The sequence below is a fragment of the Bacillus sp. R86525 genome (assembly GCF_042466195.1).
GTDB lineage: Bacteria > Bacillota > Bacilli > Bacillales > Bacillaceae_G > Bacillus_A > Bacillus_A nitratireducens.
Genome location: NZ_JAXHPX010000007.1, coordinates 201809 through 224008 on the forward strand (window position 1 = coordinate 201809; position 22200 = coordinate 224008).

Annotated in this window: 25 protein-coding genes; 16 read left to right on the top strand and 9 right to left on the bottom strand. The window is 36.9% G+C overall.

Features of this window, described 5'->3' with window-relative positions:
• Nucleotides 1-66 precede the first annotated feature (66 nt).
• The 3 genes from SJY24_RS03415 (at nt 67) to SJY24_RS03425 (ending at nt 1785) form a co-directional block, all read left to right on the top strand.
• A complete protein-coding gene (locus SJY24_RS03415; RefSeq protein ID WP_377867207.1) occupies nt 67-1059 on the top strand; it encodes a potassium channel family protein in 993 nt (330 codons plus the stop codon).
• A 6-nt stretch (nt 1060-1065) separates the two neighbouring features.
• Complete coding sequence (locus SJY24_RS03420) at nt 1066-1353, top strand: YwdI family protein (protein ID WP_377863753.1); 288 nt, start codon at nt 1066-1068, stop codon at nt 1351-1353.
• A gap of 63 nt (nt 1354-1416) precedes the next feature.
• Nucleotides 1417-1785 carry a DUF423 domain-containing protein gene (locus tag SJY24_RS03425; protein WP_002016371.1) on the top strand — a complete coding sequence of 123 codons (369 nt, stop codon included), beginning with the start codon at nt 1417-1419 and terminating at the stop codon, nt 1783-1785.
• Nucleotides 1786-1816: 31 nt separating this feature from the next.
• Here the strand turns inward: SJY24_RS03425 and gerQ are convergent, their stop codons facing one another.
• The 4 genes from gerQ to hemQ form a co-directional block, all read right to left on the bottom strand.
• Nucleotides 1817-2245 (bottom strand): spore coat protein GerQ, encoded by a 429-nt coding sequence (gerQ, locus tag SJY24_RS03430; protein ID WP_377863754.1) that lies wholly within the window; start codon nt 2243-2245, stop codon nt 1817-1819.
• 27 nt (nt 2246-2272) lie between these two features.
• Nucleotides 2273-2695, bottom strand: coding sequence for a cell wall hydrolase CwlJ (cwlJ, locus tag SJY24_RS03435; RefSeq protein WP_000538152.1), 423 nt, complete (start codon nt 2693-2695; stop codon nt 2273-2275).
• A 174-nt stretch (nt 2696-2869) separates the two neighbouring features.
• The gene (locus tag SJY24_RS03440) at nt 2870-4147 is read right to left on the bottom strand and encodes a serine hydrolase (RefSeq protein ID WP_377863756.1); all 1278 of its coding nucleotides are present in this window, start codon (nt 4145-4147) and stop codon (nt 2870-2872) included.
• A 195-nt stretch (nt 4148-4342) separates the two neighbouring features.
• On the bottom strand, nt 4343-5086 hold the full coding sequence (gene hemQ, locus SJY24_RS03445) for a hydrogen peroxide-dependent heme synthase (protein ID WP_377863757.1): 744 nt from the start codon (nt 5084-5086) through the stop codon (nt 4343-4345).
• A gap of 278 nt (nt 5087-5364) precedes the next feature.
• Between hemQ and pta the strand changes: the two genes are divergently transcribed.
• Together pta and SJY24_RS03455 are read left to right on the top strand one after the other, a co-directional pair.
• Complete coding sequence (gene pta / locus SJY24_RS03450; RefSeq protein ID WP_377863759.1) at nt 5365-6336, top strand: phosphate acetyltransferase; 972 nt, start codon at nt 5365-5367, stop codon at nt 6334-6336.
• Between the two features lie 143 nt (nt 6337-6479).
• Complete coding sequence (locus SJY24_RS03455; protein WP_377867208.1) at nt 6480-6896, top strand: hypothetical protein; 417 nt, start codon at nt 6480-6482, stop codon at nt 6894-6896.
• A 40-nt stretch (nt 6897-6936) separates the two neighbouring features.
• Here the strand turns inward: SJY24_RS03455 and lipL are convergent, their stop codons facing one another.
• A complete protein-coding gene (gene lipL / locus SJY24_RS03460; RefSeq protein ID WP_377863760.1) occupies nt 6937-7782 on the bottom strand; it encodes an octanoyl-[GcvH]:protein N-octanoyltransferase in 846 nt (281 codons plus the stop codon).
• Nucleotides 7783-7910: 128 nt separating this feature from the next.
• Nucleotides 7911-8606 (bottom strand): RsfA family transcriptional regulator, encoded by a 696-nt coding sequence (locus SJY24_RS03465; RefSeq protein WP_377863761.1) that lies wholly within the window; start codon nt 8604-8606, stop codon nt 7911-7913.
• Between the two features lie 287 nt (nt 8607-8893).
• Between SJY24_RS03465 and SJY24_RS03470 the strand changes: the two genes are divergently transcribed.
• The 6 genes from SJY24_RS03470 to SJY24_RS03495 all read left to right on the top strand — a co-directional run bounded on the left by SJY24_RS03470 (nt 8894) and on the right by SJY24_RS03495 (nt 14840).
• Nucleotides 8894-9118: a YuzB family protein gene (locus tag SJY24_RS03470; RefSeq protein ID WP_000526075.1), complete on the top strand. Its 225-nt coding sequence runs from the start codon at nt 8894-8896 to the stop codon at nt 9116-9118.
• Between the two features lie 235 nt (nt 9119-9353).
• Entirely contained in the window at nt 9354-10409 is a 1056-nt protein-coding gene (locus SJY24_RS03475; protein WP_000388282.1) for a FecCD family ABC transporter permease, read from the top strand.
• Nucleotides 10406-11422 (top strand): FecCD family ABC transporter permease, encoded by a 1017-nt coding sequence (locus SJY24_RS03480; protein WP_002089808.1) that lies wholly within the window; start codon nt 10406-10408, stop codon nt 11420-11422. Before SJY24_RS03475 ends, SJY24_RS03480 begins: the two co-directional genes overlap by 4 nt.
• 15 nt (nt 11423-11437) lie before the next feature.
• Nucleotides 11438-12250, top strand: a complete 813-nt coding sequence (locus tag SJY24_RS03485; protein WP_000212073.1) for an ABC transporter ATP-binding protein — start codon at nt 11438-11440, stop codon at nt 12248-12250.
• A gap of 201 nt (nt 12251-12451) precedes the next feature.
• Nucleotides 12452-13390, top strand: a complete 939-nt coding sequence (locus SJY24_RS03490) for an ABC transporter substrate-binding protein (protein WP_377863762.1) — start codon at nt 12452-12454, stop codon at nt 13388-13390.
• 145 nt (nt 13391-13535) lie between these two features.
• Nucleotides 13536-14840 (top strand): HD domain-containing protein, encoded by a 1305-nt coding sequence (locus tag SJY24_RS03495; protein ID WP_000262736.1) that lies wholly within the window; start codon nt 13536-13538, stop codon nt 14838-14840.
• A gap of 39 nt (nt 14841-14879) precedes the next feature.
• Here the strand turns inward: SJY24_RS03495 and SJY24_RS03500 are convergent, their stop codons facing one another.
• Complete coding sequence (locus SJY24_RS03500) at nt 14880-15065, bottom strand: 2-hydroxymuconate tautomerase (RefSeq protein WP_001147171.1); 186 nt, start codon at nt 15063-15065, stop codon at nt 14880-14882.
• Between the two features lie 112 nt (nt 15066-15177).
• Between SJY24_RS03500 and SJY24_RS03505 the strand changes: the two genes are divergently transcribed.
• Together SJY24_RS03505 and SJY24_RS03510 are read left to right on the top strand one after the other, a co-directional pair.
• Complete coding sequence (locus SJY24_RS03505; RefSeq protein WP_070145628.1) at nt 15178-15852, top strand: site-2 protease family protein; 675 nt, start codon at nt 15178-15180, stop codon at nt 15850-15852.
• A gap of 25 nt (nt 15853-15877) precedes the next feature.
• Nucleotides 15878-16387 (top strand): YwhD family protein, encoded by a 510-nt coding sequence (locus SJY24_RS03510; protein ID WP_000136685.1) that lies wholly within the window; start codon nt 15878-15880, stop codon nt 16385-16387.
• A 33-nt stretch (nt 16388-16420) separates the two neighbouring features.
• Here SJY24_RS03510 and SJY24_RS03515 read toward each other — a convergent pair whose 3' ends face one another.
• Nucleotides 16421-18472, bottom strand: coding sequence for a transglycosylase domain-containing protein (locus SJY24_RS03515; protein WP_377863763.1), 2052 nt, complete (start codon nt 18470-18472; stop codon nt 16421-16423).
• Between the two features lie 100 nt (nt 18473-18572).
• The gene (locus tag SJY24_RS03520) at nt 18573-19298 is read right to left on the bottom strand and encodes a glycerophosphodiester phosphodiesterase (protein WP_377863764.1); all 726 of its coding nucleotides are present in this window, start codon (nt 19296-19298) and stop codon (nt 18573-18575) included.
• A gap of 152 nt (nt 19299-19450) precedes the next feature.
• Here SJY24_RS03520 and SJY24_RS03525 point away from each other — a divergent pair, with 152 nt between their 5' ends.
• From SJY24_RS03525 to speE, 3 genes are all read left to right on the top strand, one after another.
• The gene (locus SJY24_RS03525) at nt 19451-19858 is read left to right on the top strand and encodes a MerR family transcriptional regulator (RefSeq protein ID WP_070145622.1); all 408 of its coding nucleotides are present in this window, start codon (nt 19451-19453) and stop codon (nt 19856-19858) included.
• 5 nt (nt 19859-19863) lie between these two features.
• Complete coding sequence (locus SJY24_RS03530) at nt 19864-21027, top strand: MFS transporter (RefSeq protein WP_377863765.1); 1164 nt, start codon at nt 19864-19866, stop codon at nt 21025-21027.
• A gap of 186 nt (nt 21028-21213) precedes the next feature.
• Nucleotides 21214-22041: a polyamine aminopropyltransferase gene (gene speE / locus SJY24_RS03535; protein ID WP_000424696.1), complete on the top strand. Its 828-nt coding sequence runs from the start codon at nt 21214-21216 to the stop codon at nt 22039-22041.
• Nucleotides 22042-22200 lie beyond the last annotated feature (159 nt).

Here is a 22200-nt window from a genome sequence, read left to right on the forward strand (position 1 = left end):
CTAGTATATACGTATTTCATTTCCTCTGGCAAAGATTGTAGATAGAGAAAAGAGTTGAAACATAATATGAGTGCACGTAAGCAATTATGGATAGCAGTTGTATGTATGACTTTTGTTGTAATTCTAGGAACACTAGGATTTATGACAATTGAAGAGATTAGTTTATTTCAAGCATTTTGGATGACGATGATTACTGTGTTAACTGTTGGATATGGAGATGCGGTTCCTGTAACGCAGGCGGGAAAAGTTTTTGCTCTTCTTATTATACCTATTGGCGTCGGTATCGTTACGTATGCAATTGGGGTAGTAGCAGCTATGATTATTGAAGGGAATTTATTTCATGCAGTGCGGAGGAAGAAGATGGATAAACAAATAGCACAGTTAGAAAATCATATTATAGTGTGTGGATGCGGTAGAGTAGGGCTTCAAGTTGTACATGAATTGCAGGAAAAGAAAATTCCATTTGTAGTTGTGGATAAAGATGAAAGTATATTGGAGCAGGAAAAACTTTTATATGTACACGGAGATGCAACGGAAGATCAAGTATTACATAACGCTGGAATTTCGAAGGCAGCGGGTCTAGTTGCTATCGTAGCAAACGATGCTGAAAATGTATTTATTACATTAACAGCAAGGGGACTGAACGATGCAATTAAAATTGTAGCAAGAGCTGAAAAGCCAGAAACAGAAGAGAAATTACGACGCGCTGGTGCAAATAAGGTTATTAATCCATCTAGTATGGCAGGAATTCATATCGCAAAAGGTATTGCGAATCCGTTAACAGTTCATTATATTGATACAGTATTGTATGGAATAGAGCAATCCTTTGTAATTGAAGAAATTCAGGTGGGGGAAGGTTCTATTTTAGCCCAAAAATCCTTACTAGAGAGTGATGTAAGGAATCGATTTGATGTAACGATTTTAGCGATTTTAAGAGATGGGTATATTATCCATAATCCAACAGGGCAGGAAAAATTGCAAGAACATGATATGATAATAGTATTTGGTTCAGTGGAGAAACTGGGGCAATTTGAGAAAGAACTACAAAGTAAGAGGTGACAAGGAATGCAAGTATCTAGCGATAAGGTTTTAAATAAAATGGCGAGTGAAATTGCAAAGGCAAAAAGTAGTGAAGGACAAAAATCAAAAGAGCATTTATTAGTTGTGCGTGCATTATGTGATTTATTATTAGATGAACAAGTCGAGCCTCCTACGTATAGAGAACCACAAGTTCAATCACAAATAATCGGATCTCAGCCTATAACAACAGTTCAACCGGTTATGCCAGTTTCTGGAGAGCCTGTGTATATAAAAGAAGAAGGTGCAAATGGTAATTCTTTATTTGATTTTTAAGGATTAAATCGTTTGGATTATATGTGAAAATTGCTTATGATAAAAATAAAAAGGGGAATTAAGATGAAAATTTTCTTTTTACTAGGTTGTATTGCAGCAGGATTATCTGTTGCATTAGGGGCTTTTGGAGCACATGGTTTAGAAAATAAAATTTCTGCAAAAATGTTAGAGGTGTGGAAAACAGGCGTTACATATCAAATGTTTCATGCAGGTGGCTTATTTGTAGTTGCCCTATTAATGGACAAAATGCAATCATCACTTTTAAGCACTGCAGGTTGGCTTATGGTAGCTGGGATTATTATGTTCTCAGGTAGTCTTTACGCATTAAGTACAACAGGTATTAAATTCTTTGGCCCAATTACACCTCTCGGTGGTGTAGCGTTTATTGTGGCGTGGATCTTAGTCGGAACTGCAGTTGTAAAAGGGTTATAAAAAACAAAAGCTGGCATTCGCCAGCTTTTTTTTATGGTCTTGGAGCATAAGTTGCTTGTTGACCAGGTAAATACGCAATTTCTCCTGGGAATTCTACATAATCTAAATAAATCATTAGTAGTAAAAAGCGTTTTCCAGATTTTGGCTCACTAATAACGATATGATCACGGCCGGCTGCCTCGATGATCCCTGTATAAGATTGTGTGCCAAGCGAGCTACCACGTTCATAAGTCATTACAACTGTAGCCTGCTTACCTTTGTTTAAACGAAGGATATTTTCAATATAAGATTGCTCTAGTGGTAACATACCTTGAGAAACTGCAAGTTGAGCTTGAGCAGCTTGTTGTTGCATCGCTTGCTGTTGTTGCTGTTGCTGCGCGGTCATTTGTTGCGGTTGTACATAAGTTCCAGATGGTTGATAAAAACCTGTTCCATAGTATGGATTTTGTTGCTGTGCCATTCAAAAATCCCTCCTCATTTTCATTCCTTAATATACGCTTGGACAATCCTCACCGGATGGTTGGAAGAAGCAGTGCTTTTTAAACCGTCCAGAGTTTTGTTGGTCATACCAAGTTGGTGGGCAAGGACCTTCAGGTCTGAAAAACCATAAAGCGAAATTTGCAGGCCAAAAACGTTGTCCTTGAATGGTCCGTCTTGCTAAGGCAATGTCTTGTTCGCGTGCTCGTTGATAAAAATACCCTTTTTGAGTAGCTTCAAAACCACCAGGATTTTGATAAACCATCTGACGTAAGTTCCGTACTTTTTTAAAATCTAAACAATTTCCGCGGACACGATTTACACCGACATTTCCAACCATTAGCATGCCTTGTTGGCCTTCTCCTTCAGCTTCAGCACGCATGAGTCTAGCTAATAACTTTACATCTTCTTCTGTATGTGCGATAACACCCATTATGTGTCACCTCTCTTTTTGGAATACCCTTTGGAAAGAGGTTTTTTCTAGATGAAGTGTGGAACAATTACTAGTTCATACGTATGAGAAAAAGGACTCAGATATGACAACCAAACGAAGTTTTACATTTAGAGGGGAAAATAAAAAAGCTAGCTCGCGCTAGCTTTTTTATCATTAAAATATTTTAGACCATAAGTTTGAGAAGAAATCACCAACGGAACGCATTGTTAATACGAACCAATTTGCTTTTTCTACTTCTTCTGTCGTTTTTGCAGTAACTTTCATACTTTTATTTCCGTCTAAGAAACCGTATTTATCAGTTGGTTCTAAAACGATGGAACCGACCTTTGCATCTTTCTTAATAGGAGCAACTAAATGTCCATCTTCAGCGAGTGACTTATCCGCTTCAGTAGAAATTTTGTAAGGTGCTTTGCTACCCTTTGCAGCAACTACTGTCACTTCTTTTTCTGGTGCAACTGTTATGTAGTCTTCTTTGCCTTTTACTACAGAAATTTTGTTGTTTTTATCTACTTTTAATTTCTGTTTTTCGAAGTTATTAAACCCATATTCAATTAATGCACGAGATTCTGTGAAACGCTCATCCATTGATTTTGTTTTAATAATAACTGAAATAAGGCGTAAATCACCACGTTTTGCTGTAATAGTGAATCCATATCCAGCGGTATCAGAACTTCCTGTTTTTAAACCATCTGCTCCTTCATAGGAGAAAGCAGCACCTGGTAACATCCAGTTCCAATTTTCCATACGAATTGGTTTCGGATGATTATCTGGGAAGTTTCTAAATCTTTGTTTTGTATCCTCTAGCATTTCTGGATACTTTGTAATAATTGTTTTTGAAAGAATACCCATATCGCGGGCTGACATAGAGTTTTCTCCATTCGGATCAGTTCCTTCAGGATGTTTCCCTTTTAAATCAGCGTTATTCAACCCAGTAGCGTTTACAAATTTATATTTCTTTAACCCTAGTTTTTTTGCATGTTCATTTGCAAGATTTAAGAAGTTTTTCTCACTGCCTGCAAGTAATTCTGCTAAAGCAATACTAGATCCATTCGCAGAGAAGATAACGATAGAATGATATAATTCTTTTACAGTATATTGGCGTCCCTTTTCGAACGGTACGTTAGAGAATTCATTATTACGTGAAACTTCATAAGCGTAATCAGAAATGTTTACTTTCGTATCCCAAGTGATTTTTCCTTCTTTAATTGCTTCTAATACGGCATAAACAACAATTAATTTTGACATACTAGCGATAGCTAGTAATTCATCTGGATTTTGTTCATGCAGTATTTTTCCTGTATCTGCATCAAATAGCAGTGCAGCAGCTGCCTCTATATGTATTTTTTCTTCCGCATGGGATGTTGTTACTCCTAAGGAAGAAATTGACAATAGAAACGCTAGTAAAATAGACAAGATTTTCTTCATATACATTATCACCTTCGCATCGTTATTAGCATATAGCTCGTACCATTTTAGCATAAACTTGGATGTGAAAAGGTTACAATCTTACAAGAAATTTGAAAAGAATTTGTCGATTTTTGTTCAAATTTGCAGAGAAAAGAAGTTTTTTGTGGGTAAATATAGAGGATAATAAAAAAAGGAACGAAATTCGTTCCTTTTTCATTATTATATGTGAAAAAATTTCTCTACTTTTTCGTCTGGTAAAATGTTCCCAACGAAGAATGTACCGAATTCACCGTAACGAGCACTTACTTCATCGAAGCGCATTTCATATATAAGCTTCTTAAATTGAAGAACATCGTCAGCGAATAATGTTACGCCCCACTCGAAATCGTCGAATCCGACTGATCCTGAAATTACTTGGCGTACTTTCCCTGCGTATTGGCGACCGATTTTACTGTGACTGTACATCATTTTTTTACGTTCTTCCATAGGAAGCATGTACCAGTTGTCATCACCTTGGCGACGCTTGTCCATTGGATAGAAGCAAATATGATTTGCTTTTGGTAACTCAGGATATAAGCGAGCTAAGATTTGTGGGTTTTGGTATGGATCTTCATCAGCTGGAAGGTAGTTGCTTAGTTCAACAACAGATACGTAAGAATATGCAGGAACTAAATATTCAGCTAATGTTGTTTTATTTAATTCTGTTTCGATTTCATTTAATTCTTCCATTGTTGGACGTAAGATCATAAGCATAATATCTGCTTTTTGACCAACAACTGTATACATTGCATGACTGCCTTTTTTCGCAGCAGCTACTTCGTTCCATTTTTCAACGACATTTAAAAATTCAGACATTGCTTGTCCGCGTTCGTCATTAGATAATGTTTTCCATGCTGCCCAATCAATAGAACGTAAATCATGTAAACAATACCAGCCATCTAACGTTGTTGTTGCTTCACTCATTCTATTCACCTCAGTTAATGATATTTTACACGTTAACTATAGCATATATAGGATTAAAAACATCTACATAAAGTTTCGGCGCATAAAATTGTCACATTTAAATTTACTTAAAAATAGGAGGAGATAAGGCTTAAAGGGGCTTTATTTCTATGCTGAATTTTATGAAAATATAATCATTTTCATTTTATCTATTTTTTGGGAGCTATAAGTTTAAAATATAGAGGAAAAGCAGTATTCTTAAAGATAGAGTTTTTTAACATATGTAGGAGGGTTTATTCGTGAGCAACTTATTTACAACAGTAAAAGAAAAAGTTCAAGGGAAAGGCATTTCTATCGTACTTCCTGAAGGAACTGATGAAAGAATTTTAGGCGCTGCAGAGCGTTTAGCAAAAGAAGAGTTAGTAAAACCAATCTTAGTTGGTAATAAAGAAGAAATTAGCGCAAAAGCAGCTAGCATGAGCTTAACATTAGCAGGCGTTGATATTTATGACCCAGCTACATATGAAGAGATGGATGCAATGGTAGCATCTTTCGTTGAACGCCGTAAAGGTAAAGCAACAGAAGAAGATGCTCGCAAAATCCTTAAAGACGAAAACTACTTCGGTACGATGCTTGTATACATGGGCAAAGCACAAGGTTTAGTAAGTGGTGCAGCTCACTCTACAGCTGATACAGTTCGTCCAGCACTTCAAATTATTAAAACAAAACCAGGCGTTACAAAAACTTCAGGCGTATTCATCATGGTACGTGAAGAAGAGAAGTATGTATTCGCTGATTGCGCAATTAACATTGCACCAAACAGCCAAGATTTAGCTGAAATTGGTATCGAAAGTGCGAAAACTGCTGAACTATTCGGCATTGATCCACGCGTTGCTATGTTAAGCTTCTCTACAAAAGGTTCTGCGAAATCTCCAGAAACAGAAAAAGTTGTAGAAGCAACTCGCATTGCTAAAGAAATGGCTCCTGAATTAACTTTAGATGGAGAATTCCAATTCGATGCTGCATTCGTACCATCTGTAGCTGAGAAGAAAGCTCCAGGTTCTACAATTAAAGGTGATGCTAACGTATTCGTATTCCCAAGCCTAGAAGCTGGTAATATCGGCTACAAAATCGCTCAACGCTTAGGTAACTTCGAAGCAGTAGGACCAATCTTACAAGGTTTAAACATGCCTGTAAATGACCTATCTCGTGGATGTAATGAAGAAGAAGTGTACAAGTTAGCTTTAATTACGGCAGCTCAAGCACTTTAATTCTATAATGAATTAGTATGAAAAAAGACCACCCTATTTCTTTTGAAATGTGGGTGGTCTTTTTTGTTTATCCTTTAAAAAATTAAGTAGTTTTAAACCTTTAAGGAATATATATAATTTTAATAATAGGGGGAGGGATGAAAGTGACAGTACACCACTTTATTGCGGCAAATAAAGAACCACCAGTAGGGGATTACGGAATGATTGAAGGGGATTTTATAACGATTGTGAAACTAGAAACGTACTATGAGCTAATCAAAAAACACTTTCATAAAATGTTCGTATATGAAATGGGTGGATATTTAGGGAGACCGGGGGAAGGTGTGAAAGTATTATTTCATTATATACATAGCAATTTAAATGATGGTGAAGAAATAGAAATCTACAGTTGTTTAGATGGAGAAGAGGAACATGAGAAAGATGATAAGCTAGACCTTACAATTGATTTGAAAAACCTTCAATTCGGCAAGCACATTAAGTTAAATAAGAAAAAATATATTGAACAATTAGGAGAAACATTTTTCTTAGAAGATAAGCAATTTGTTGTGGTGAAAAAATAAAAGCATGTATATAAAAAAACCGTCGCTATAGCGGCGGTTTTTATTTCTCTAAGCCAAGTGCTTTATTGTTACGATCAATAATACGTTGTAAATTTGTCTCATATAAAGGAACTTCATCTACTGTTAGCTGAGATGGTGTTAACTTTGGAGCGAATTGTTGCAACGTTTTTAAAAGGCGCATCATTAAATCTTGTACTGTAATTGTTTCGCCAAGTAATTCGGAGAGTGAAGCCATCGTACTCGGTACAATTTCAGGGTACGTAAATCGCGTTTCTTCTCCTTGAATTGCTACGTTGTAGAAATCACGAACGAGTGCGGCACGCTCAGAACCGCTTCCTGTCGCGCATAAGTAAATTTGTACAGCAACGCCTCCGCGAATACGACGCTGAGAAATACCAGCAAATTTTTGATCGCGAATGCTCAAATCATAGCTACCAGGACAATAAGAACCAACAATCTCTTTTGCCTCGATAGTAACGTCGTAATCTTTTAACATTTCCTTAATTAAATGCCACATCGTATCGTATCCAAGATCGATGTCGATACCTTTTTCTGTTTCTTGGAATAAAAGTGATACGTTTAAAACACCTTCATCAAGTACGACCGCAAGTCCACCGGAATTACGAACGATAACATTGAAGTCGTTTTCTTTTAAAAAGGAAATACCTTCTTCTAAATGCGGCAGGCGTGAATCTTGAATGCCAAGAACAATTGTATTGTAATGAACCCAAGAACGCATTGTTGCAGCGGATTGGCCTTTTCCGATGCTTGTGCATAAAGTGTCATCCATTGCGAATGACTGAAGTGCATGAAATGTTGGTCCTAAACTAGACTGATCCACAATACGCCACTCTGGCTGAGATAAAATCGAACGGGAATTGCTCATATAACTAACCCCTTATTTTTAAAATGACAATCTCTATTATAGCAAAAAATGTAGAAAGGGGTTTTCTCATATATAAAGGGAAAGTTTAGAGGTGAAAGAATAAAAAGGATGCATTTCATGCATCCTTCTTATTCTGCAATTTTTTCTAAATTACCATTTCGATCCATTCGGAAAGATGTTTGTGAGCGTTCCTCATCATCCATTACTGCTAATTTACGAGCACGGTTCATAATATTCATAAGTGTTTCGTAATCCTCTTGTACAGTATGAGATTGTTGTTCTAATTTTTCTAGTTTCTTTTCTAGTTCTTCATTTCGCAAGATTTGCGCTTTAATTTCTTGCTTCAATCTCGTATTCTCGTTTTCAAGAGCTGTTACTTTTATATTTGAAGATCCAACGGTTTGTAAAAAGTAAATAACATCTTGCATTGTTATTGAGTTTTTTGAAGCAGGAACAGTCGGCTCTTGATATGGAGTAGCTTCTGTATATTGAACAACTGTTTCATGCGGTACGTGTTCTTCATAATCAGTTATCGCCGCCGCTGAAGCTGGTGGTGTATAAAGCAAACGTTTTTTTGCCTGTTCACCGCCCGCAGCACGCATTTTATCTTTACGATGTTTTTTTGCTAGTTGAAGAGCTTGTTCATAGCTATAGCGAACAACAGCATTCCAGCGGAAACCACAAGCAGCAGATGTGCGGTTTAACTGATCTCCTACTTCTTCAAAAGCATTTAATTGAGTACTTCCTTCTCGAACATGGCGAAGCACTGTTTCAGCAAGTAATAAATCGTCCTCGTCTGTCCAAGCATCTTGTCTTACTTTCATAGATTCAACTCCCTTTCTTTTTATGAACTTCCTATTTTTATAATGGGCAAAAAAATGAGCTTTTATACAAAGCTTTTAAAAATATGGTAGATTTCAATGAAGAGAAAAAATGTGGCTATGAATGATGAAAGCTTTTGAAGGAGAAAATATAAAAAATAGGTAGCCTTATATAGGAATAGAGCTATGCCCGGAGACTTGCAACAAGCTTCAAAGAACGGTAAAATACCATTTAGTGTTTATTTTTAAATGTACTTGTGAAAAGTTTAAAATAGAGGAAGTGTTATATAATGGGAAACGAATTTCGTGTGTGTGATGATTGTCAGGCAACGAACGTTAAAACGTTGATTCCGAAGTTAAAAAAAGTAGATTCATGTGCAACGATTGAGGTTGCATGTCAGTCTTACTGTGGCCCTGGTCGTAAAAAATCATTCGCGTTTGTAAATAATCGTCCAGTTGCGGCTCCAACAGAAGACGAATTAATTGTAAAAATTGAAGCAAAGTTAAATAAGTAAGAAAAAGAAGAGTGAACAGATTACTCTTCTTTTTTTATGTCCATAAGATAGCGTTTTGTATGAATTCGTATTTCAAAATAATGGTTGACAGTCTTTTGACGTGGTAGGTAGAATAGAAAGTGTCTGATTCTGAGAATCATTATCAGGAGAATATCAATTCATCTAATTTTTTATTACTATTTGAGAATAAATTTCATTTTATTAAATATATGTTGTTGGTTAGGATGGTTGAGGGATGGAAGCGAGCGCAAGGAGTATAGAACAGCAAGATGTGAATGTTAAAGAGATTAAGAGCAGACCGCTCGTTGCCTCTATTATTTTAATAGCAGGCACAATTTTGTTAGCCTTAAGCATGGCAGTTTCTATTTCGTTTGGTGCTGCAGATATTAGTTTAAAGACCGTTTGGCAAGCTGTATTTCAGTTTGATGGGTCTATAACGCATCATAACGTAATTCAAGAACTTCGCATGCCTAGAGCAATAGGAGGCGTAGTTGCAGGTGCCTTTTTAGCAGTATCAGGAGCAATTATGCAAGGGATGACACGGAATCCACTTGCATCACCATCGTTAATGGGGATTACAGATGGTGCTGTATTCGGGATTGCAATTATGTATGCATTCTTCCCTAATTCACCTTATTTAATGTTTGTTATAGCATCTTTTATTGGAGCTGCGTTTGGAGCGAGCATTGTATATGGTATTGGGTCTTCTTCACCAGGTGGATTAACACCTGTGAAATTAGCTTTAGCTGGAGCTGCAATTAGTGCTTTATTAGGAGCAATTTCATCTGGAATCGCATTGTACTTCAATCTTGCCCAAGAGGTGAGTATGTGGAATGCAGGCGGCGTTGCCGGAGTGAAATGGCAAAGTATTAATATGTTGGTACCGATTGGTCTTGTTTGTCTCATTATAGCAATTATGATGTCGAGATATATTACCATTTTAAGCTTTGGTGAAGAGATTGCGATTGGGCTAGGTCAAAATACTACATTAATTAAATTCATTGGGACAGTACTTGTTCTTGTATTAACGGGTTCTGCGGTTTCTATGGCAGGATCAGTTGGATTTGTTGGTCTTGTAATTCCACATATGACTCGTTTCCTTGTAGGCTCAGATTATAGATGGGTTATTCCATGTTCTGCGGTCTTAGGGGGATTGTTAATTGAATGTGCAGATATGTTATCTCGCGTTATTAATCCACCATTTGAAACGCCAATTGGAGCAATTACAGCGCTAATTGGAGTTCCATTCTTCCTCTACTTAGCACGTAACGAAGGGAGAGGGAAAATGTGAGGACGAGCGTCTTAACAAAGAAGAACGTTTCTATTTTAACGATTTTAGTAGGATTAATCGTTGCTGTATTTTTAGTAAGCTTAAATACAGGAACATTTAAAATACCTCCAATGGATGTATTAAAGTCATTGGTTGGATTAGGTGCAGAAGATCAATCTGTTATTTTATTTGAATTTCGTATGCCACGTATGGTTATTGCTATATTAGTTGGTTCTGCATTAGCTATGTCAGGTGCAATTTTGCAAGGGTTATCACGAAATCCACTTGCTGATCCAGGTATTATCGGTATTAACGCCGGAGCGGGATTAACAGTTGTTGTATTCGTCTACTTTTTCTTTGGAAAAGTTGGAACTGGTACATTTTTATCTGTATTTATCCTTCCATTCTTCGCGCTAGTTGGTGCGATATTGGCAGCGGTTATTATTTATTTACTAGCATGGAAAGACGGCGTTTCATCAACTCGATTAATTCTTGTTGGTATCGCTGTTGCAGCCGGATTTGGTGCTGTTAGTTTAATTTTTTCCATGAAGATGACATCGAACGACTTCCGCTTTGCAACGATTTGGTTGGCAGGAAGTTTATGGGGAACAGATTGGAAGTTCGTACTAAGTGTACTCCCATGGATGGTTATTTTCTTACCACTTGCCATTAGTAAAGCGCACATATTAAATGTAATGAATTTAGGCGACTCTACAGCAGTTGGCCTTGGTGTAAACGTAGAAAAAGAAAGACGTAAATTATTATTTATTGCAGTTTGTTTAGCGGGTGCATCTGTCGCTGTTGCGGGCGGCATTGGTTTTATCGGTTTAATGGCTCCGCACTTAGCGAGAAGCCTCGTTGGTGGTAAACATCAAATTATGCTACCAACAGCTGCATTAATAGGAACGTTCTTGCTTTTATTTGCAGATGTAATTTCAAGAAGTGTGTTACCAACTTCAGAAATACCGGTCGGTCTTGTTATTTCTGTAATTGGCGCACCATATTTCATATATTTACTTATGAGGACAAAATAAAGGGAGGCTTTTTGTATGGCAACTTTAGCAGTTGATGCGGTATCTGTTGGCTATAATGAAGGGTTAATTATAGATGGATTAACAGTTGAAATTCCGGAAGGACAAATTACAACGATTATTGGACCAAATGGTTGTGGGAAATCCACATTATTAAAAACGGCTTCTCGTATTTTGAAAGCAAAGCGAGGTACTGTTTATCTTGATGGAAAAGCAATTGAGAAACAGCCAACGAAAGAAATCGCAAAGAAAATGGCGATTTTGCCACAAACTGCAGAAGTGCCAACAGGCCTTACTGTGTTTGAACTTGTTTCATATGGACGTTTTCCTCATCAAAAAGGATTTGGAACATTGAAAGAAGAGGATTATCGCTACATTCATTGGGCACTTGAAGTGACGGGGATGACAGAATTTGCAAATCGCCCAGCAGAAGCTTTATCAGGTGGTCAGCGTCAGCGTGTATGGATTGCGATGGCTCTTGCACAAGGAACAGATTTACTCGTGTTGGATGAACCAACAACATATTTAGATATGGCTCATCAACTTGAAGTATTAAACTTACTGAAGAAGTTAAACAAAGAAGAAGGCAGAACGATTGTTATGGTTATTCACGATTTAAATCATGCTTCTCGTTTCTCTGATCATATGATTGCATTAAAAGCAGGTAAGTTAATGAAACAAGGAACGCCAGATGAAGTTATGACGAGTGAAACACTTCGTAACGTATTTGAGATTGAAGCGCAAATCGTTCCATGTCCAGTAAACTGTAAACCGATTTGTTTAACATACGATTTAGCGATGATTAATAATCAATTGCGTAAAAAAGCATAATTAATAGAATTTCCCCCTCTTAAAGAGGTGAGAGGGGGGGTCTAATGGACGTTGAGCTTCTTACCCATAGATGGGAAGTTGAACGCCCGTTAGAACGGGCTATAAACAACAATTAATAAAAATATATTAATTAAATGTTGTTTTCGTTTCTTATAGTTACATGCAAATTATAAGAGAAATACAGCTAGAAGGAGTGGGAATATGAAGAATTTTAAAATGGCACTATTAGCAATGGTACTAGTTGTTACTTCTGTACTATTTGCAGCTTGCTCTAACAAAGAAGAAGAAAAGAAAGCAGATGCGAAGGTTGAAGAGCGCACTGTACAGCATGCAAAAGGGGAAATTAAAATTCCTGCAAATCCAAAGAAAATTGCTGACCTTAGTGGTTCAACAGAAGAATTATTAATTTTCGGTATGAAACCGATTATTACTGCAAATACAACACAAGAAAAAATTGATGGACATATTGCAAAGAAATTAGAAGGTGTGAAACCAGTAGGTTCTGCTTGGGGCGATAAAATTAACATCGAAGCAGTAGCTGCCGCAAAACCAGACTTAATTCTTGTAAACAATCGCCAAGAAAAAATTTATGATCAATTATCTAAAATTGCACCAACAGTTATGTTGAAAACTCCATTAGACCAATGGCGTCCAAAATTCGAAGAAGTAGGTCAAATCTTAGGTAAAGAGAAAGAAACAAAAGAATGGTTCAAACAGTATGATGAAAAAGCAAGCAAATTACATGACAAAATCATCGCTAAAACTGGTGATGCAACATTCATGAAAATGGCTGCATATCCAAATGCTTTCCGCGTATACGGTGACTACGGTTACGGTAGCGTAATCTTTAATGACTTAAAGTTACCAGCAGTTAAAGGTACACCAACGGACAAACCGCTAGTACAAGTACAAAAAGAAGCTTTAATCGATTACAATCCAGATTACTTATTCGTATTTACAACTGGTGACGGTTCTCAGCGTCTAAAAGAATTCCAAGAAGAATCAATTTGGAAAAATATGAACGCTGTTAAAAACAATCACGTATTCACAATTAGTAATGAAGACCTAAACAAAGGATACTTCCCACTAGGTAAAGAAATGATCTTAGACGAAGTTGCTGAGTTTGTTTTAGGAAAATAATATATAAAGAAAAATCACTTTTACGTCGGTAAAAGTGATTTTTCTTTATATAACAGGAATTAATATAGTCTTTCATTTCTTTCTGTTTCTTATTTCGTTTATAATATAAAGTAAGAATGTAGTAAAGGAAGGGGGATGTCGGAAGGTGGTATATTTAAACGACAAACTCAGCGAAACAAAAGTGTTTAAAGACCCAGTACATAAATATGTGCACGTGCGTGATCGCGTTATTTGGGATTTAATCGGAACGAAAGAATTTCAACGCTTGCGCCGTATTAAGCAGCTTGGAACGACATTTTTTACATTTCACGGTGCAGAGCATAGTCGCTTTACTCATTCGTTAGGTGTATATGAAATTATTCGTCGTATGATTGATGATGTGTTTGATGGCAGACCGAACTGGAATGCTGAAGATAGATTGTTATGTTTATGTGCGGCATTACTTCATGATGTCGGTCACGGCCCATTTTCTCACTCGTTTGAAAAAGTATTTTCGTTAGATCATGAGAAATTTACGCAAAAGATTATCGTTGGTGATACGGAAATTAATCGTGTGCTAAGCCGTGTTGATAAGGATTTCCCGCAAAAGGTAGCAGATGTCATTGCGAAAACATCTACTAATAAATTAGCGATTAGTATGATTTCAAGCCAAATTGATGCTGATCGTATGGATTATTTATTAAGAGATGCATATTTTACTGGTGTAAAGTATGGGAACTTTGACATGGAGCGCATACTGCGTGTCATGCGCCCGTACGGTAATCAAGTTGTCATTAAAAATAGTGGTATGCATGCTGTAGAGCATTATATTATGAGCCGTTATCAAATGTATTGGCAAGTATATTTCCATCCGGTAACACGTAGTGCAGAAGTTATTTTAACGAAGATTTTACACCGAGCTAAATCGTTGCATGAGAAGTATTATGCGTTTAAAAATCATCCTGTTCATTTCTATTCTTTATTTGAAGAAGAAGTAACAGTAGAGGATTATTTAAAGTTAGACGAGAACGTAATGTATTATTACTTCCAAGTATGGCAAGACGAAGAAGATCAAATTTTAAGTGATTTATGCCGCCGCTTTATGAACAGAAATCTATTTAAATACGTAGAGTTTACTGATAAGCACGGTTTAGATAATTGGATGGAATTAAGTAGCTTATTTAAAAAGATTGGACTCGATCCAGAGTATTATTTAGTTGTTGATTCAACATCAGACTTACCGTATGACTTTTATCGTGCAGGAGAAGAAGAAGAACGTCTACCAATCTTACTTCTTATGCCGAATGGGGAACTTAGAGAGCTTTCGCGTGAATCGGATATTGTTGAGGCGATTACAGGTAAGAAGCGAACGGATCAAAAATTATTCTATCCGCATGATTTAATCTATGAAGATGGAAGAAGAGGAAAATATAAAGAGAGAATTATCGAGTTGTTAGAGGGAAAGAAATAAGAAGCAGCTAAGAACTGCTTCTTATGAAAAAATTTGAGATTATTTGTCGCTTAAGCGTTTTCCACCAACTGCATAATGGTTTTTAGACATTTCTTCGATGAAAACAACGATGTTTTCTTCAGGAGCACCAGTTGTTTCGCTTACTGCTGCTGTTACTTTCTCAGCAAGAGCTTTCTTTTGTTCCTCTGTGCGTCCTTCTAGCATTTTCACTGTTACGTATGGCATGTACAATCGCTCCTTTTATGTAAGTTACACTCTTATTATAGCGGATTATGAGGAAGAACAATCGAAAAAACAAATAATTTCTTTTTTTGACATATTGAAGAGGAGATGAGTTATGGATCAGTTATTTAGATACCCGTTGCAACAAATTCCATTGGTAGCAATGGCGATTATTATTGCGCTATCTGTGCATGAATTTGCACATGCGTATGTTGCATATAAATTTGGAGACGATACAGCGAAAAAGCAAGGACGTTTAACGTTATCACCGATGGCTCATTTAGATCCTATCGGTATGATTGCTGTACTAATTCTTGGATTCGGTTGGGCAAGACCAGTACCTGTTAACCCGTATAACTTTAAAAGACCGCGTCTTGCGGGAATATTGGTTTCTATTGCGGGACCGATCAGTAATTTAATTTTAAGTGCAATTGGTTTAATTATTTGGTATAGCTTAATAACATTTGGTGTGTTAGATGCGATTCCACCTGCAGTAGCAGATACGCTGGGTCAATTCTTCCAGATTTTTATTATGCTTAATATTGTTTTACTTGTATTTAACTTATTACCAATCCCGCCACTTGATGGTTATCGCGTTGTGGAAGATTTAGCACCAGCAAATATTCGTGCGAAAATGACACAATATGAAAAGTATGGAGCAATTGCGTTATTAATTCTTGTTATTACACCGCTTAGCAATTACACAATTCAACCTATTTTCAATGTTGTTATTCCATATGTATTAGTATTTTTACAAAGTATCATTGCGCCTATTTTTGGGCTCCTATAGTTATTAAGCGAGGAGGAATTTACATATGACAGAGAAAAAGAAAAAAATCGGTTTTAATATCGTGAAGAATGACTCAACAGATGGACATGGTGGTTTTGGTGTTGGGGCATTAAGCTTAGAAAATATTTCTCCTGTATTTGTTGATGTATTAGAGAAAACTGCGTTCGTTGATATCGGTGCGATGCATGCGCGTAGTACAGTAGAAAAAGGTATTAAATTTTTAACAAATAAAGATGAAGTTCCAAACGGAAAACCATTTTGGCTTGTTTGGGTAACAATTGAAAGAACACCAAATGGTGCTTATTACGCAGGTGTAACTGCTTGTGAAATGACAGTTGACCGTGAAATTCGCCGCGGATATAAATCACTTCCGGAGCATGTAAACAAAATGGATAAATCATTAAAGCGCCACATCATGATTGATCATATGGATGAATCATCTAAGAAAGTACTTGGTACATTCTTAAAAGAGCATAATGAAGCAATTTGGAACGAGTCTAGTGAAGAATTGCGTCATGCATTATTAGGTGAATAAAAAATAGCTGACGGGCCACCGTCAGCTATTTTCTTACCATGGAAGATATTTTTTCCACCAACTTGTTTTTTTCTTTTCCTCAGTAGTTTTTTCAAATTCCTCTTTATCATCGACATGATCCATACAATATTCAGTCGGTTCTGTGCCTTTAGCGAAATACATTTTAACTGAAATTGGACAATTTTTTGTAGCAATCTTACCGTTTTCAGGGTTAACATCGACTGCAACAACATCTGTTGGCTGTTTGAACTCTTTTTTAGGCTGTCCATCCAATCCTTTTTCCATTGTATCGGTCCATATTTTTTTCGCGTATCCTTGTTCTGCTACATTTGAAATGGATTTAGGTTGATCGTATCCAATCCAAACCCCTGTTACAAGTTGCGGAGTAAATCCGATCATCCAACTATCTGTTTCAGTAGAACCAGACTTTCCGGCATATGTTCTTGATAGTTTGGATAACATCGATTGTCCGGTCACAGCGGCATAACTACTTAGTTTTTTATTAAACATGCCTGTCATCATTTCTTCCATCACAAATGCTTTGCTCTTATCGAGAACTTGTTTACTCTCCAAATGAGCGTCGTATAACATGTTCCCTTCATGATCCATAATGCGGCGAATAAAGATAGGTTTTACTTCTTTTCCGCCGTTTGCAAACATGCTATAAGCGTTCACCATTTCAATCGGTTTTACAGGAGACGTACCGAGGGCTAGAGAAGGCACATCTTTTAATGCACTCTTAATTCCGAATTGCTTTGCTGTTTTTGCGAGCGTGTCATCTCCTAAAAACAAATTTGTTTTCACAGCATATATGTTATCAGAGACTGCGAGAGCTTGTGCCATCGTTACGAAATCATCTGCATAATAATCTTTATAGTTTTTCGGTTTATACTTTGAAACGCCGTCACCTAAAGTGAATACAGTGTATTCGCTTTTTAAGCGCGTAGTAGGGGTGAATCCTCGTTCCAAGGCTGCGTAATATAGAAATGGCTTAAATGTAGAGCCAGGCTGACGAACAGCTTGTGTAGCCCTGTTAAATTGACTCGTATTATAATCAGTTCCTCCAACGAGAGCAGCCACTTCACCTGTTTTTGGATTCATAGAGACGAGGGCAGTTTGTATATTTGCTGTTTCAGGTATATGATCTTTGACAGCTTGTTCTGCTACAGATTGTAACTTAGGATTTAACGTTGTATAAATACGTAAGCCACCTCGTTGTAAGGCTTGCTCATCTAATCCGATATCCCGAAGAAGAGAAGCTTGTACAGCATCTTGGAAATAAGGCGCGACCTCTGCCACTTGTTTCGTATCTAATGAGGCGAAAGTTAGCGGTTCTTTTTTTGCTGAAGCTGCTTGCTGTTTCGTAATATACCCTTGTTCTACCATTTCATCTAATATGAGAGATTGGCGTCCCTTAGCACGTTCTTCTTTTAAAAAGGGAGAGTAGACACTAGGTCCTTTCGGGATCCCTGCAAGCATACTAGCTTCTGCTAATGTTAATTTTTTTGCAGTTTTATCAAAATACAGGCGAGAAGCAGCTTCGATTCCGTAAGCACCGTGCCCGTAATAAATTGTATTTAAATAGCCTTCTAAAATATGATTTTTATTGTAGTTTACTTCAAGGCGAACGGTATACATTGCTTCTAATAGTTTACGTTTCCACGTTTTATCATGATCTAAGTATAGGTTACGAGCATACTGTTGTGTAATCGTACTAGCGCCCTGTACTTTTGCCATTGCTTTTAAATCGGCAACAATGGCACCAACAATGCGCTTCATATCAAAGCCATGATGTTTGTAGAATCGTTGATCTTCAATAGATAGTGTCGCCTCTTTTACATAAGGAGAAATTTCATCAAGAGATACATTATAGCGTTTTTGTATTTCATTACTTTGTCCTATAACGGTGTCATCATTAGCGTAAAAGACACTCGTTTGCGGAACTGCAACAGGGGGAGGTCCCATAATTTTTGCAGCTATAATGATAATGAAAAAGGAAAAAACGAACAAAAGAACACAAGAAAACATTACGGTGAAGAAAAGACGTTTATATTTTTTAAGTTTTGGATTCATAGTTTGATCCATCTTTTTCAGCCCCTCATTAATACAAGCATTATTGTATTAGTATTGAGGGTTTTGGTTTATTTTAAACAATGAAATTTTGAAAACAAAAAAGCCCCTTCAATTAAGAAAGGAGCTCAAAGGCACGTGCTGGCCAATCGGTAATGATGACATCTACGCCATAGTCAATCATAGTTTGTAAATCTTTATATTCGTTAATTGTATAAGGGCGGAAAACGTACCCTTGTTTTTGCGCAAATTGAACAAATTCTTTTGTTAATAGCTGAAAGTTTGGATGTAAACCAGTTGCTTCTCTGATTTTAGCTTCAGCAATAGGATCAGCAAGTGGCGTATCATATAAAATCGCCCTTGGGATTTCAGGGGCTATCTCTGCTAATAATGAAACAGAGTCATGGTTAAATGATGAGAATACAATTTGATTAGATAGATGGTATTCTCGAACAAGAGCAACAACTTTCTCTTCAATATTAGGATAGTGAATCACATCTGTTTTTAACTCAATGTTAAGTTGTAAATTTGTTGTAGATAGCCAAATGAATACTTCGCGTAACGTTGGAATTTTTGCTTCATGGAAAGAAGGATCTTTATGGCTACCAGCATCTAGAGTTTGTAATTCCTCTACAGTTTTTTCAGAAACAAGTCCTATACCATTTGTCGTACGATCGACAGTTTCGTCGTGAATTACGACAAGTTCACCATCTTTTGATAAATGGACATCAAGTTCAATTCCATGAGCACCAATGCGCTCGGCTTCTTGAAAGGCAATCATCGTATTCTCTGGATGTGTCCCTTTTACCCCGCGGTGAGCGAAAATAAGTGGTTTATTCATGTGAAAATCTCCTTATCATCTCTTTTTCTTCATTATGAAACTGCCTTGGAAAAAATACAATTGAATAGGACAAACATTTACAAAAGTCTAACAGTTGCATAAAAGTTAACGTTAACGTAAAATGTAATAATTAAGTGAAGGGAGGAATAAACATGTATAAAATCGATGAAGTAACAAAGCAAGTTGGTTTAACAAAGCGTACACTTCGTTATTATGAGGAAATTGGTTTAATTCATCCCCCAGAACGAAGTGAGGGGAACATTCGCCTGTATACAGATGAGGACATTGCAAGAATTAAAAAGATTGTGGAAGCGAAAGAAGTGCTAGGAATTACGCTTCAAGAAATGCAACATTTCTTATCGTTAAAAGAAAGAATGGAACAAAGAAGAAATAGTGAAAATCCTCGTGACCGTGAAGTTATTCATGAGATTAAAGAGATGCTCGAAAAACAAGTGCAAACGTTAGACGAGAAAATGGAGCAAATGCAGCGCGTGAAGGCGGAGCTAGAGGATAGTTTAAGCCGAGCGGTTACATTTTTAGAGAATACAAAAGGAGAGTAATCAAAATGGAGAGCAAACAAAAATTAGGGAGATTGATTACAGTGGTGGCTACCTTCCTTGCCTTTTCAGGTATAGGAGTAGTCGATCCAATTTTACCAAGTATTGCTGAACAAATTGGTGCTTCGCATTGGCAAGTCGAGATGTTATTTACAGCCTATATTTTGACGATGGCAATTATGATGTTACCAGCTGGAATATTTGCATCAAGATTTGGTGATAAACGAATGATGACGATCGGTCTTGCGATTGTAACTGTATTTGCATTTATATGTGGTATATCGCAAACGATTGCTCAATTATCTCTTTTCCGCGCTGGGTGGGGATTAGGAAATGCGATGTTTTTTGCTACAGCAATGACACTTTTAATAGCATTAAGTAAAGAAGTTCATGAAGCAGTAGGATTATATGAAGCAGCTATCGGTTTAGGGATGGCAGGTGGTCCATTGTTAGGTGGTATATTAGGTGGACATTCTTGGCGTTACCCATTTTTCGCAACGAGTATTTTAATTTTTTTAGCATTTATTTTAGTTTTCTTTTTTGTAAAAGAACCGGAGCGAAAAGTGAAGCGTAAAGCGGCAGGCGTAGGGGAATTACTTAACCTGGTGAAATATAAGCCGTTTATGCAAGGTGCTATTTCGGGAATGTTATACTACTACGGATTTTTCGTCGTGTTAGCATATTCACCACTGATTATGCATTTATCTGCTATTCAATTAGGATTTGTATTTTGCGGATGGGGATTAGCGTTAGCTTACGGATCAGCAATTTTAGCGCATAAGCTAGAAGGTAAATTTGAACCAAAAACATTGTTAAAAGGTAGTTTACTCGTATTTGCGATTTTCTTAATTGCACTATTTTTCGTTAAAATCATGTGGTTACAAATCGCGTTAATCGTTCTATCAGGATTAGCATCCGGGTTAAATAACGCGTTATTTACAAGTTATGTAATGGATATTTCACCTTATGAAAGATCTGTTACATCAGGTGTTTATAACTTCGTTCGTTGGTTAGGAGGCGCGATTGCTCCAATTTTATCAGGAATCATCGGTCATACAGTTTCACCACAAAGTCCGTTTTTAGTCGGTGGAATTGTTGTGTTAGTTGGTTGCGTAATGATCTTAATTCCGATTCGTAATCCGGTAGAAATAGAGACAAAAACCCTTTCTTAAGAAAGGGTTTTCTTTCCTATTACAAAGCAAACCCTTTTCGCATATATGTTAGAACCCTCTGACTAAAATATATTTTCGGTATTTTTGTACTTTTAACTATACTTTTTGGATGTTTTGTTTTATTTTTGTTAGGGGACATTAATGATGTCCCTATTATAAATTTGCATTGAAAGGCGTGATTGTACGATGGAACTATGGTTCACTGAAAAACAAACAAAGCATTTTGGAATTACGGCGCGTATTAACCGCACATTACATACGGAGCAAACAGAATTCCAAAAACTTGATATGGTTGAAACGGAAGAGTTCGGAAACATGCTTATTTTAGATGGCATGGTTATGACAACAGAAAAGGACGAGTTCGTTTATCATGAAATGGTAGCGCACGTACCTTTATTTACACATCCAAACCCTGAAAACGTATTAGTTGTAGGCGGTGGCGATGGTGGTGTTATTCGTGAAGTGTTAAAACACCCAAGCGTAAAGAAAGCAACTCTTGTTGAAATCGATGGAAAAGTAATTGAGTACTCTAAACAATACTTACCATCAATTGCAGGCGCATTAGATAATGAGCGTGTAGAAGTAAAAGTAGGAGACGGTTTCCTACACATCGCAGAAAGCGAAAATGAATATGACGTAATTATGGTAGATTCTACTGAGCCAGTAGGCCCAGCAGTAAACCTATTTACAAAAGGCTTCTACGCTGGAATTTCTAAAGCGTTAAAAGAAGATGGTATTTTCGTTGCACAAACGGACAACCCTTGGTTCACACCAGAACTAATTACAACTGTGTTTAAAGACGTAAAGGAGATCTTCCCAATTACTCGTTTATACACAGCGAACATTCCAACTTACCCAAGTGGACTTTGGACATTCACAATCGGATCTAAAAAACATGATCCACTAGAAGTAAGTGAAGAGCGTTTCCACGAAATCGAAACGAAATACTACACAAAAGAATTACACAATGCAGCATTCGCATTACCGAAATTTGTTGGCGATTTAATTAAGTAAGAGCGTTAAATTGAAATAAATAAAGTGTAAGTAACTCATTTAAGGTGTTTGTCTAGAAGGCTTGAACATGCTAGTTACTTACACTGCTACAAATGAAGTAGTCTTCTTGTGATAACAAGAAGGCCCAGGTAAATCGAGAAAGAGGAGCAATGCGCTCCA